11 protein-coding genes and 1 pseudogene are annotated in these 12,132 nt (G+C 69.9%); 8 read left to right on the top strand and 4 right to left on the bottom strand.

The window, feature by feature from the left end:
* Window positions 1-165 precede the first annotated feature (165 nt).
* Complete coding sequence (locus L3N39_RS14995) at window positions 166-384, top strand: hypothetical protein (RefSeq protein WP_237258255.1); 219 nt, start codon at window positions 166-168, stop codon at window positions 382-384.
* 7 nt (window positions 385-391) lie between these two features.
* On the opposite strand, the gene L3N39_RS15000 is transcribed toward L3N39_RS14995, so the two are convergent.
* Genes L3N39_RS15000 through purU form a run of 3 tightly spaced genes read right to left on the bottom strand, consistent with a single transcriptional unit; the run spans window position 392 to window position 2,928 of the window.
* Window positions 392-1,861, bottom strand: a complete 1,470-nt coding sequence (locus L3N39_RS15000) for a helicase HerA-like domain-containing protein (protein WP_237258256.1) — start codon at window positions 1,859-1,861, stop codon at window positions 392-394.
* Window positions 1,862-1,894: 33 nt separating this feature from the next.
* Window positions 1,895-2,065 (bottom strand): hypothetical protein, encoded by a 171-nt coding sequence (locus L3N39_RS15005; protein ID WP_237258257.1) that lies wholly within the window; start codon window positions 2,063-2,065, stop codon window positions 1,895-1,897.
* A gap of 11 nt (window positions 2,066-2,076) precedes the next feature.
* Entirely contained in the window at window positions 2,077-2,928 is an 852-nt protein-coding gene (gene purU, locus L3N39_RS15010) for a formyltetrahydrofolate deformylase (RefSeq protein ID WP_237258258.1), read from the bottom strand.
* 371 nt (window positions 2,929-3,299) lie between these two features.
* Between purU and mvaT the strand changes: the two genes are divergently transcribed.
* Complete coding sequence (gene mvaT / locus L3N39_RS15015; protein ID WP_237258259.1) at window positions 3,300-3,680, top strand: histone-like nucleoid-structuring protein MvaT; 381 nt, start codon at window positions 3,300-3,302, stop codon at window positions 3,678-3,680.
* Window positions 3,681-3,740: 60 nt separating this feature from the next.
* On the opposite strand, the gene sbcB is transcribed toward mvaT, so the two are convergent.
* Window positions 3,741-5,171 carry an exodeoxyribonuclease I gene (gene sbcB / locus L3N39_RS15020; protein ID WP_237258260.1) on the bottom strand — a complete coding sequence of 477 codons (1,431 nt, stop codon included), beginning with the start codon at window positions 5,169-5,171 and terminating at the stop codon, window positions 3,741-3,743.
* A gap of 134 nt (window positions 5,172-5,305) precedes the next feature.
* Between sbcB and L3N39_RS15025 the strand changes: the two are divergent.
* The 6 genes and pseudogenes from L3N39_RS15025 to L3N39_RS15050 all read left to right on the top strand — a co-directional run.
* Window positions 5,306-6,019 (top strand): annotated as a pseudogene (locus L3N39_RS15025) (RDD family protein); the annotation flags it as partial.
* Window positions 6,020-7,012 (top strand): stage II sporulation protein M, encoded by a 993-nt coding sequence (locus L3N39_RS15030; RefSeq protein ID WP_237258275.1) that lies wholly within the window; start codon window positions 6,020-6,022, stop codon window positions 7,010-7,012.
* Window positions 6,999-8,498, top strand: a complete 1,500-nt coding sequence (locus tag L3N39_RS15035) for a DUF4129 domain-containing protein (RefSeq protein ID WP_237258261.1) — start codon at window positions 6,999-7,001, stop codon at window positions 8,496-8,498. The genes L3N39_RS15030 and L3N39_RS15035 overlap by 14 nt, the downstream gene beginning before the upstream one ends.
* On the top strand, window positions 8,495-9,664 hold the full coding sequence (locus L3N39_RS15040) for a DUF4350 domain-containing protein (protein WP_237258262.1): 1,170 nt from the start codon (window positions 8,495-8,497) through the stop codon (window positions 9,662-9,664). The genes L3N39_RS15035 and L3N39_RS15040 overlap by 4 nt, the downstream gene beginning before the upstream one ends.
* Window positions 9,661-10,677, top strand: coding sequence for an AAA family ATPase (locus L3N39_RS15045; RefSeq protein WP_237258263.1), 1,017 nt, complete (start codon window positions 9,661-9,663; stop codon window positions 10,675-10,677). Before L3N39_RS15040 ends, L3N39_RS15045 begins: the two co-directional genes overlap by 4 nt.
* 14 nt (window positions 10,678-10,691) lie before the next feature.
* On the top strand, window positions 10,692-12,035 hold the full coding sequence (locus tag L3N39_RS15050) for a DUF58 domain-containing protein (protein WP_237258264.1): 1,344 nt from the start codon (window positions 10,692-10,694) through the stop codon (window positions 12,033-12,035).
* Window positions 12,036-12,132: the final 97 nt, after the last annotated feature.

Here is a 12,132-nt window from a genome sequence, read left to right on the forward strand (position 1 = left end):
GTTTCCGTTGCCGACAAAACCACGCATAATAGCCGCCACTTCCCGCCAGCCAGCCAAGCATCGGCCGGCCCGCCGGGAGCCCTCCCCCACCCTGATCAACCGCCCCGGCCACGCGCCCGGGCCAACCGCGGCCGACGGCCGCCCGCATGAGGTCGCAAAGCAGTAGTGACAAAGGAAGAATTACGCAAGGAACTGGAGCGCCAGGCCCAGCGCTACCAGGATATCTATGGCGGCGAGGTGACCACCTACGCCGCCGCCGTCGCCCCCGAACGCAAACCCTGGCGACGCAAACCCAGCGTGCAGGACCAGGTATTCCGCGAAGAGCTGCGCAAGCTGGAGCAGCAGCGCAGCGCCGACGACAGCGAGGACGGCGGGCCGGCCTGACCGGCCGCTAGCGCTTGCGCCCCAGCAACGAACCGAGCATGCCGCGCACCAGCTGCCGTCCCAGCTGGCTCGCCGCCTGGTTGAGCGCGCTGCGAATGACCTTGCCGGCGAACTCACCAACCTTGTCGCCCAGCTCGCTGCCAACGGGCGTGGCCGGCGCTTCGGCAGGCCTGTCGGCCGCCTGCCGGGCGCGTGTGGCAAGAATCTCGTAGGCCGACTCGCGGTCGACCGGCTGGTCGTAACGCCCACGCAGCGGCGATTGCGCCAGGATGGCCGCCCGCTCGGCCTCGCTCAGCGGCCCGACCCGCGACTGCGGTGGCGCGACGAACACCCGCTGCACCACCGCGGGCATACCCTTGGGCTCCAGCCCGCCGACCAGCGCCTCGCCGATGCCGAGCTGGGTCAGCAACTCCAGCGCGGAGAATTCAGGGTTGGGGCGAAAGCCCTCGGCGATCGAGCGCAGCGCCTTCTGCTCCTTCACGGTGAAGGCGCGCAGGCCGTGCTGCACGCGCAGGCCGAGCTGGGCCAGCACCGGATCCGGCAGGTCCGCCGGCGACTGGGTGACGAAATAGACCCCCACGCCCTTGGAGCGAATCAGCCGCACCACCTGCACCAGGCGCTCCTGCAGGGCCTTGGGCGTGTCGCCGAACAGCAGGTGCGCCTCGTCGAAGAACAGCGCCAGCAGCGGCCGCTCGGCATCGCCACGCTCGGGCAGCTGCTCGAACAGCTCGGCCAGCAGCCATAGCAGGAAGGTCGCGTAGACCTTCGGCGCCTCGTGCACCAGGCGGCTGGCGTCGAGCAGGTGGATGCGCCCGCGGCCATCGGCAGCCGGCGCCAGGAGGTCCTCCAGCTGCAGGGCCGGTTCGCCGAACAGCGCCTCGGCGCCCTGCTGTTCGAGCGTCGCCAGGCGCCGCAGCAGTGCCTGGCTCGAGGCACTGGTGACCAGCGCGGCATCCTCGCCGAGCACCTGCGGGCTCTCGCGCAGGTAGGCGAGCAGCGCCTTGAGATCCTTCAGGTCGAGCAGCAGCAGGCCCTCGCGGTCGGCCACCTTGAAGGCCGCATACAGCGCTGCCTGCTGGCTGTCGGTGAGCTCGAGCAGATTGCCGAGCAGCAGCGGGCCCATCTCGCTCAGCGTGGTCCGCAGCGGGTGCCCGCTCTGCCCGTATACGTCCCAGAGGGTGACCGGATAGGCCTGCGGGCGGTGCTCGAGCCAGGGCATGCTGGCGATGCGCTCGGCGATCTTGCCCTGCGGCGCACCCACGGCGCCCAGGCCACACAGGTCGCCCTTGATGTCGGCCGCGAACACGGCCACCCCGGCATCGCTGAACTGCTCAGCCAGGCGCTGCAGCGTGACCGTCTTGCCGGTGCCGGTCGCGCCGGCGACCAGCCCGTGGCGGTTGGCCAGGCGCAGCAGATGCCTGTTGGGCTGGCCGGCCGCGTCCGCGCCCAGTACCAGGCTATCGAGGGGTGCATCCATGGTGGTCTCCATCCGGGTCGGCGCGCCGGGCGATCAATCGGATTCGGGCAGCGGGCGCGCCTGTAACCGCGCCCACAGCTCGGCGGCCTGGGGAAAGTCGGTACCGATGTCCTCGTGCAGCGCGTCCGGGTCGTAGCGACGCGTACAGCCGCTGCCAACGACCGGAGTCGGCTCGGCGGCAGCCTGGTCGAGCGGGTGCTTCATCGGCAACCCCGTCAGTTGAACACCAGGGTACGGTTGCTGTGCACCAGCACGCGGTCTTCCAAGTGATAGCGCAAACCGCGCGAGAGCACCATTTTCTCCACGTCCTTGCCCAGGCGCACCATGTCCTCGACGGTGTCACGATGGCTGATGCGCACCACGTCCTGCTCGATGATCGGCCCGGCGTCGAGCTCCTCGGTGACGTAGTGGCAGGTCGCGCCGATCAGCTTGACGCCGCGTAGCGAAGCCTGGTGGTAGGGCTTGGCACCGACGAACGAGGGCAGGAAGCTGTGGTGGATGTTGATCACCCGCTGCGCGTATTCGGCACAGAGCTCCGGCGGCAGGATCTGCATGTAGCGCGCCAGCACGATCACATCGGCCTGGTGCTCATGGACCAGCCGGGCCACCTCGGCGAACGCTTCCTGCTTGTTGCCCGCATGCACCGGCACGTGGAAATAGGGGATGCCATGCCACTCGACCATGCTGCGCAGGTCGTCGTGGTTGGAAATCACACAAGGGATGTCGCAGTCCAGCTCGTCGCTGTGCCAGCGGTGCAGCAGGTCGGCCAGGCAGTGCGACTCGCGACTGGCCATCAGCACCACGCGCTTGCGCCGATCGGAATCGGTGATGCGCCACTCCATGGAAAACTCGCGGGCAATGGGGGCGAAGGCCTGGCGAAAGCCGTCGATATCGAACGGCAGCGAGTCCGCGCGGATCTCGTGGCGCATGAAGAACCAGCCACTCTGATGATCGGAGTGGTGATTGGCTTCGGTGATCCAGCCATTGTAGGTGGCGAGAAAGTTACTGACCTTGGCGACGATGCCAACGCCATCGGGACAGGCGATGACCAGCCTGAAAGTGCGCATCCGAGAACTCCTGGTCGCATGGGAACGCGGCATTCTAGCCCAGTCCCCAAAAGCCGGGCCACGGCGAAAAAAGCACATGAAGGCTGTGCATTAAGGAAGTCCCGGCGGACCGGCGAGCAAAGATGCCCGGCCCGGCAAACTTGCATGGAAACTTCAAACCGCCCTGCGCGGCTTCTTTTCAAACTAGCCGGGCGCTAACCGGGGCGAACAAAATTGCCCGAGGCTCATCCGCCACGGCAAAGTTTCGATCAATTGAAAAGACTTCGTTACCACTCCAATACACAAATTGCGTGATTGGCTATATTTACTTCGTATCCACCGCAAGACTATGATTCGTCCACTTGCGTACAACCTATATCCAAGGAAGCAAAATGTCCCTGATCAGCGAATACCGCGCAACGGAAGAAGCCATCAAGGAACTTCAGGAGCGCCTGAAGTCTCTCTCGGCTGACGACAAACTGAAAAAGGAGCTGGAGTTCGAAGGCAAACTGCGCGAACTCATGGGCGTGTATCAGAAGTCCCTGCGCGACATCATCGCCCTGCTCGACCCCGAGGCCAGCAAGGCCAGCAAGGCGCCTCGTGCAGCCAAGGCAGCCGCCGCCCCCAAGCGCGCGCGCCGCGTCAAGCAATACAAGAACCCGCACACCGGCGAAGTCATCGAAACCAAGGGCGGCAACCACAAGACGCTCAAGGAGTGGAAGGCCAAGTGGGGTTCGGACGCCGTTGAAAGCTGGGCGTCCGTGCTGGGCTAAAACCCTCCGCGCATTGCCGAAGCCGCGCCGCGAACGACCGCAGCGCGGCTTTTTTATTGCCTAGAGTGCATAGCGCCCCTGCAGCTGGCGGGCATGCTCGCGCCATTTATTCAACAGCTGCGCCTGCTCGGCAGTGGCCCCTTCGAGCAACTGTCCAAGCGCCGCCTCGAATTGGCCGAGGGTATTGGGTGCGCCATATTCGGCCTGCACCAGACGATGGCGGCAGAATTGCTGCCAGCGTGCCTGTTCCTCGGCACTGAGGCTTTGCGGGAAATTGCGCGCACGATATCGGAACAGTAATTCGCCAAGGCGCGGATCGTCGAACATCCAGTTGCGGCTGGCACATTCTTCGGCCGAGGCATCGCGCACCTGGTCACACAGACGCCGGTCACGGTCGCCGAGAAAACCCTCGTAGAGTTGCTGTTCGGGATCGCCGCAACCCTCGAAAGACTCCGGCGCATAGATCGCCTCGAGCTTGTCCAGCCATTGCGCGCGCCGCGCCCGCAATTGTTCGGCGCGGCCCAGGTAGAGCGGCAGGTCCAGTTGCAGGCGGTCGATATCCTGCTCGCGCAGCACCTGCATCGGCGCCAGCACCGGGCAGCGATTGACATGCACCAGCTTGAGCGGCGTCGGCAGCTGCGCCTCGCCCAGCTCATCGCGCCGCGTGTAGAGCCGCTGGCGCAGGGTCTCGGCCGGCTCGTCCCACAGCGGCGCGGGCTCGGCGTGCAGGTCGCAGACGATCAAGGCATTGCGGTTGCGCGGGTGCCAGGCCAGCGGCAGGACCACCGCTAGGTAATGCCGCTGCGCCGAGAAACGCCCGGAGACATGCACCAGCGGCTTGAGCAGTTCGATCTGCTCGAGCACCGCCTGCTTGCGGCGCAGGCGGAACAGGTAATCGTAGAGCCTCGGCTGCGCCCGGCGGATCAGCCGCGCCAGGCCGATGGTGGCGCGCACGTCGGACAGCGCGTCGTGGGCGTGCTGGTGCTCCAGGCCATTGTGCGCAGTGAGCCGCTCGAGCTTGAGCGTCACGCGGCCGTCCTCTTCCGGCCACTGCAGGCCCTCCGGACGCAGCGCGTAGGCGGTGCGCACCAGGTCGATCAGGTCCCAGCGGCTGTTGCCGCCCTGCCACTCGCGGGCGTAGGGGTCGAAGAAGTTGCGGTACAGGCTGTAGCGCGTCATCTCGTCATCGAAGCGCAGGTTGTTGTAGCCCGCGCCGCAGGTCCCGGGCTCGGCCAGCTCGCGATGCAGCCGCTGCATGAACTCGGCTTCGCACATTCCCTGGCGCAGCAGCATCTCGGGGGTGATGCCCGTGACCAGGCAGGCAGCCGGGTGCGGCAGGATGTCGTCCGCGGGGCGGCAATAGAGGTTGAGCGGCTCGCCGATCTCCTCCAGCGCCTCGTCGGTACGGATGCCGGCCACCTGCAGCGGGCGATCGCAGCGGGGCGAGATGCCGGTGGTTTCGTAGTCGTACCAGAAAATGCTTGGCTTCAAGAGGCGCCCTCCAGGTCGGCACGGCAGTCTACCAGCAGCCCCGCGCGACGAACCAAGCCGCGAACGCCACGTACCGCGCAGTTTCGCCGCGCACGATTGCCGCGACCGGTGGCTGGGCATAGCATCGAGCCTCGCTGCCCTCATCGAGCCCGCCCTTGACCACCGTCGCCCCCCTGCCCGTGCTGGACAACCGCTACCGCGTCGAGACGCCCGAGGGCATCGACCTGCTGCTGCGGCCGGCCGGGCTGGTGCCTCGTGCGCTGGCCTTCGCCGTGGACCTGGCGCTGCGCGGCCTGCTGGTGCTGGCCCTGTTCCTCGGCCTCGGCCTGCTGGGCCAGTTCGGCGCGGGGCTGGCGGCGCTCTGCCTGTTCCTCGTGCAGTGGTGGTACATGGTGCTGTTCGAAGTGCTCAACCAGGGCCGCACGCCAGGCAAGCAGTGGCTGGGCCTGCGAGTGGTGCACGATGACGGCACCCCGGTCGGCTGGGCCGCGTCGCTGGCCCGCAACCTGCTGCGGCTGGTCGACATGCTGCCGCTGGGCTATTTCGCCGGCGCGCTGTGCTGCCTCGGCCATCCGCAGTTCCGCCGCCTGGGCGACATCGCCGCCGGTACCCTGGTGGTCTATCGCGAGCGCCCGCCAACGGCGCCCCCCGCGCTGCAGGCGGTGCCGCTGCCCGCGCCGTGGCCGCTCAGCGCTGTCGAAGCACGCGCGATCATCGCCTTCGCCGAGCGCGCCGGCGAACTGTCGGCCGAACGCCGCGACGAACTGGCGGCGCTGCTCGCCGAACCGCTGGACCTTGCACCCGGCCAGGCCTGCGCCGCGCTCGACGGCATCGCCCGCGAACTGCTGCTGGGCGGCACCCGCCAGGCGGCGTTCGAGGCACAGCACGCCGCGCACTGGGAAGCCTTCGCCGCGCGCCTGGCGCAGCTGTCCGGGCCGGGCCGGCAGCGGCAACCGGCAGCCAGCGGCTTCGTCGCCGCCTATCGCCAACTCTGCCAGCTACTGGCGCTGGCCGAAGCCCGGGGCTACAGCGAGCACCTGCAGACGCGCCTGCGCCAGCTGGTCCTGGCTGGCCACCAGCAGCTCTACCGCCACCACAGTCCGTTGCCCGGCCGCTTGCTGGGTTTCGTGCTCGGCGGCTTTCCAGCGCTGGTACGCCGCCAGTACCGTGCGGTACTGCTGGCCAGCGCCCTGTTCTACGGCTGCCTGCTGCTCTGCGGCTTGCTGATCCAGGCCTTCCCCGACCTGGTGTTCGTCCTGCTGCCGGCCGATCAGGTGGCCGAGATGGAGCAGATGTACGACCCGGATGCCAGCCGCCTGGGGCGCTTCGGCGAACGCGGCTCGGCGGATGACTGGGCCATGTTCGGCTTCTATGTCATGAACAACATCGGCATCGCCTTCCAGACCTTCGCCAGCGGCCTGCTGCTGGGCCTGGGCAGCCTCTTCTTCCTCGTCTACAACGGCCTGGTGATCGGCGCGGTGGCCGGCCATCTGACCGCCATCGGCTATGGCCAGCCGTTCTGGTCGTTCGTCGTCGGCCACGGCGCCTTCGAGCTGACTGCCATCACCCTCGCCGGTGCGGCCGGCCTCGGCCTGGGTCGCGCCGTCGTCGCCCCCGGGCGCCTGCGGCGCGGCGAGGCATTGCGCCAGGCCGCAGCCGTCGGCGTGCGGCTGCTGGCCGGCGCTGCGCTGATGCTGCTGCTGGCCGCCTTTATCGAGGCCTACTGGTCGTCGATGAGCTATGCCCCGGCGACGCTCAAGTACCTGGTCGGCGGCCTGCTGTGGCTGCTGGTGCTTGGCTATTTCCGCTTCGCCGGCCGGAGCCCGCATGCGCCTGACTGACACCACCCTGGCGGTGCGCCCGCGCGACAACTGGGAGGCGCTGGACCTCGGCATCCTGCTGGCGCGGCGCCACGCGCGCGTGCTGCTGGCCGGCTGGGCGGTGCTGACGCTGCCGGTGTTCGCCCTGCTCAGCCTGCTGTTCTGGCAACACCCGGGCATCGCCCTGTTGCTGTTCTGGTGGCTCAAGCCGCTGTTCGAGCGCCTGCCGCTGCATGTGCTGTCCGAGGCGCTGTTCGGCGAGGTCCCCAGCCTGCGCCAGAGCCTGCGCGCCTGGCCGCACCTGCTGCGCCGGCAATGGTTCGCCAGCCTGACCTGGCGCCGGCCGAGCCTGACGCGCAGCTTCGACCTGCCGGTGCTGCAGCTCGAGGAACTGGGTGGAGCCGAACGCCGCCAGCGCCTGCAGGTCCTGCATCGCCGCAGTGCCGGCAGCGCGCGCTGGCTGACCCTGGTCGGCGCGCACCTGGAGGCGGTGCTCTGGCTGGGGCTGTCGCTGGTGCTGCTGATGCTGCTGCCGGCGCAGGCGCTGCAGCAGTGGAGCTGGCAGGAGCTGCTGCTGGCCGAGCACGACTGGCTCTGGCTGGAGCACCTGTCCAACCTGCTCTACGTGCTCGTGCTGATCGTCTGGGAGCCGCTGTACGTCGCCTGCGGCTTCAGCCTCTACCTCAACCGCCGTACCCATCTGGAAGCCTGGGACATCGAGCTGAGCTTCCGTCGCCTGCGCCAGCGCCTGCTCACGCCGATGGCCTGGGCCGCACTGGCGCTGACACTCGGGCTCGCCGTGCCGACCACCGATGCCCTGGCCGACAGCCCCGCCGACACGGATGCCCCCGCGCTGAGCCGTGAGGCGGCCGGCGAGCGGATTCGCGCGCTGCTCGCCGAACCGCCGTTCCACCAGCCGGAGACGGTGACCCGCTGGCGCCTGCGCGAGACGGGCGGCGAAAGCCCGCAGCCGCCTGCCGGCCTGTTCCGGCTCGACAGCCTGTGGCGCGTGCTGGAATACGCCGCCAGCCTGCTCGAAGCGCTGCTGTGGGCGGCACTGCTGCTCGGCGCCGCCCTGCTGGCCTGGCGCTACCGCCAGTGGCTGCGCGTCTTCGCGCGCCTTGAACACAACGCGCCGGCCGCCAGCCACGCAACCGCCCGGGTGCTAGGTCTCGACGTCTCGCCGCAAAGCCTGCCGGAGGATGTCGCCGGCGAGGCCGAGCGGCTCTGGGCCGAACAGCCGCGCGTGGCCGTCGGCCTGCTCTATCGCGCCCTGCTCAGCCGCCTGCTGCACGACTACCGGCTGCCCCTGCTGGCGGCACACACCGAAGGCGAGGTGCTGCAGCTGTTGTGCCGGCTCGACGAGCCGCAGCTGCAGGCCTACGCCGGGACGCTCACCGGATACTGGCAGCAGCTCGCCTACGGCCACCGGGCACTGCCGCCCGCGGCCGGCGAGGCGCTCTGCGCCGGCTGGCGCGCACTGTTCCCCCGGGGGACGCAGCCATGAGCCGGCGCCTGTCCCTCGGCCTGCTGCTGGGCGCGCTGGCGCTGCTGGCGCTCTACCTGGGCAGCCGCCTGGAGCCCTACCAGGAAAGCCTCGACCGCGGCCCCACCGGCGAAGCCCGGCGCAACCCCTACCTGGCCGCCGAGCTGTTCCTGCGCCAGGCCGGCATCCAGGTCGAACGGATCGGCAGCCTCGGCAACCCGGCCGAGCTGCCGACCCGCGGGCGCACCCTGCTGCTGCTCGGCGACCGCAGCGGGCTGTCGCCCCGGCAGAGCCAGCACCTGCTGGACTGGGCGGCGGCCGGCGGACACCTGGTGTTCGTCGCCGAACGGCTGTGGGATGAAGCCCGCGGGCGCAGCGGCGATCACCTGCTCGACGGGCTCGGCCTGCAGCAGTACGAGGCCGACAACCGCGACCCGCAGGGCAGCGACCCGCACGCCGAAACCGCCAGCCGCGAGCAGGACCGGCAACTGACGCGGCTCTACCTGCAGGACCGGTCGGCGCCGGCCTACCTGGCCTTCGATACCGGCTTTCACCTCTACGACGCCAACAACCGCGCACATGCCTGGGCCAACAGCGGCGCGGCCACGCACATGCTGCAACTGCGACACGGCGCGGGGCTGGTCACCGCGCTGACCGACGCCTGGATCTGGGAAAACGACCGCATCGGCGAATACGACCACGCCTGGCTGCTCGGCTACCTGACCCAGGACAGCCAGGTCACCCTGGCCTATCGCAGCGACCCGCCCGGCCTGCTCGATGCGCTGCGCCAGCATTTTCCCGAGGCGCTGCTGGCGCTGGCCCTGCTCCTGCTGTTCGGCCTCTGGCACCTGTCGCGGCGCCAGGGGCCGCTGCTCGCCCCGCCCGAGCGCGGCCACCGGCAGCTGCAGGCGCAGCTGCACGCCAGCGCCGCCTTCGCCCGCCGCCACGACGGCGAGCGCGCCCTGCTGGCCAGGCTGCAGGACGACATCCATCACCGGGCCGCGCGCCTGCATCCCGGCTACGGGCGACTCGCCGCCGCCGAGCGGCTGCATGCGCTGGCGCAGCTCTCGCGGTTGCCGGCCGACGTCGTCCAGCAGGCCATGGGCCTGGGCGAGGCACGCCGCTGCAGCGCGGTCGAATTCACCCGGCAGGTCGCCGACCTGCAACGACTCAGGAATGCCCTATGAGCGAATCCGATAGCCAACCGACGCCCGCCCCCGCGGACCAACCGGCGCCCTTGCCGCCCCGCCAGCGCGCCGCCCAGCTGGCCCAGGCCTTGGGCCAGGAACTGCGCAAGGCGGTGATCGGCCAGGACGAGGCGGTCGACGGCCTGCTCACCGCGCTGCTGGCCGGCGGCCATGTGCTGGTCGAAGGCGTGCCCGGGCTCGGCAAGACGCTGCTGGTGCGGGCGCTGGCGCGCTGCTTCGGCGGCGAGTTCGCGCGCATCCAGTTCACCCCGGACCTGATGCCCAGCGACGTCACCGGCCACGCCGTGTACGACCTCAACAGCGAGCAGTTCAAGCTGCGCCGCGGGCCGGTGTTCACCCATCTGCTGCTGGCCGACGAGATCAACCGCGCCCCGGCCAAGACCCAGGCCGCGTTGCTGGAGGTCATGCAGGAGCGCCAGGTCACCCTCGAAAACCGCGCCCTGGCCGTGCCGCAACCCTTCCTGGTGATGGCCACGCAGAACCCCATCGAGCAGGAAGGCACCTACCCGCTGCCGGAAGCCGAGCTGGATCGCTTCATGTTCATGCTGCGCATGGACTATCCGGCCGCCGACGAAGAGCTGGCCCTGGTGCGCCAGGTGACCCGCTCCGCCCGTGCCGACATGCTCGACGTCGCGCCGCTGCAGCCGCGCCTGTCGGCGCGCGACCTGCTGGCCCTGCAGAAGATCGCCGCCGAGCTGCCGCTCGACGACCAGGTGCTCGACTACGCCGTGCGCCTGGCCCGCGCCACCCGCGACTGGCCAGGACTGGCGCTGGGTGCCGGGCCGCGCGCCTCGATCGCCCTGGTACGCGGCGGCCGTGCCCGGGCCCTGCTGCGCGGCGGCGAGTTCGTCACCCCGGACGACATCAAGGGCTGCGCCCTGGCGGTGCTGCGCCACCGCGTGCGCCTGGCACCGGAGCTGGACATCGAGGGACTGACGGTCGACCGGGTGCTGCGGCAGTTGCTCGACCAGGTCGCCGCGCCGCGCCTGTGAACCGCTCGCCCGCCATGATCAGCAGCCTCAACCCGACCCGTCGCCTGCTCCTGGCCATCGCCGCGCTGCTGGCCGGCGGCCTGCTGCTGGGCACGGCGCAGGCGCTGGATGCAGCGTTCGGGCGGCACTGGCACGCGCTCTGGTGGGGCGCCCTGCTGGCACTGCTTGCCCTCGCGCTGCTCGACGCCCTGCGCCTGCAGCGCCAGGCGCCGCCGCAGCTGTCGCGCAGCCTGCCCGGCCGGCTGGCGCTCGGGCGCTGGAGCGAGGTCGAACTGCAGCTGAGCAACAGCCAGGCCTATCCGCTGCTGCTGGAGCTGCATGACCATGTCCCCGACGGCCTCGAAGGTGCCGGGCTGCCGCAGCGGCTGGCGCTGGCGACGGGCAGCGGCGCCCTGCTGCGCTACCCGGTGCGCGCGCTGCGACGGGGCCGCCTGCACTATGAGCACTGCGAACTCTGGCTGCATTCCGCGCTGGGCTTCTGGCGCAGCCGGCGCCTGTTGCCGCTGGCCGGGGAGACCCGCGTCTATCCCGATTTCACGCGGCTGCAGGGCGCCAGCTTGCACGGCATCGACGACTGGTTTGCCCGCCTTGGCGTGCATCGCCAGCCGCGCCGCGGCCTCGGCCTGGAGTTCCACCAGCTGCGCGAGTACCGCGAGGGCGACACCCTGCGGCAGATCGACTGGAAGGCGACCGCACGCATGCATGCGCCGATCGCCCGCGAATACCAGGATGACCGCGACCAGCAGGTCCTGCTGGTGCTGGACTGCGGCCGCCGCATGCGCAGCCAGGAAGACCACCTCTCGCACTTCGACCATGCGCTCAACGCCAGCCTGCTGCTGGCCCATGCCGCGCTGCGCCAGGGCGATGCCGTCGGCCTGTGCACCTTCGCCAGCGACGCGCCGCGCTACATCGCCCCGGCCAAGGGCAGCCGCCAGCTGGGCGTGCTGCTCGACGGCATCTATGACGCGACCTGCAGCCTGCGCCCGGCGGACTATGGCGAGGCGGTCGACCGGCTGCTCGCGCGCCAGAAGCGCCGCGCCCTGGTGGTGATCATCAGCAACCTGCGCGACGAGGATGACGACGCACTGCAACCGGCCCTGACCCGCCTGGCCACTCGCCACCGCGTGTTGCTGGCCAGCCTGCGCGAGGAACGCCTCGACGAGTTGTGCAAGCGACCGGTCGAACGCCTCGACGAGGCCCTGGACTATTGCGGGGCGCGCGACTACCTGGCCGCGCGCCAGGAACTGCTGGCCCGCCTGCAGGCACGCCGGCTGCCGGTGGTCGAGGCGCGCCCGGCCGAACTGGGCCCGGCCCTGGTGCAGCGCTACCTGGCCATGAAGGGCTCCGGCAGCCTCTGAGCACCGGCCATTGCGGCGCCGCTAGGTGTGTAAACCCACTACGTTGTTCAGTGGAAGCGGAGCGCGGCTGATGGGAGGCCGGTAGCCGAGGCTGGCA

Origin of the sequence: Pseudomonas oligotrophica (genome assembly GCF_021726475.1) — a bacterium.
Lineage (GTDB): Bacteria > Pseudomonadota > Gammaproteobacteria > Pseudomonadales > Pseudomonadaceae > Stutzerimonas > Stutzerimonas oligotrophica.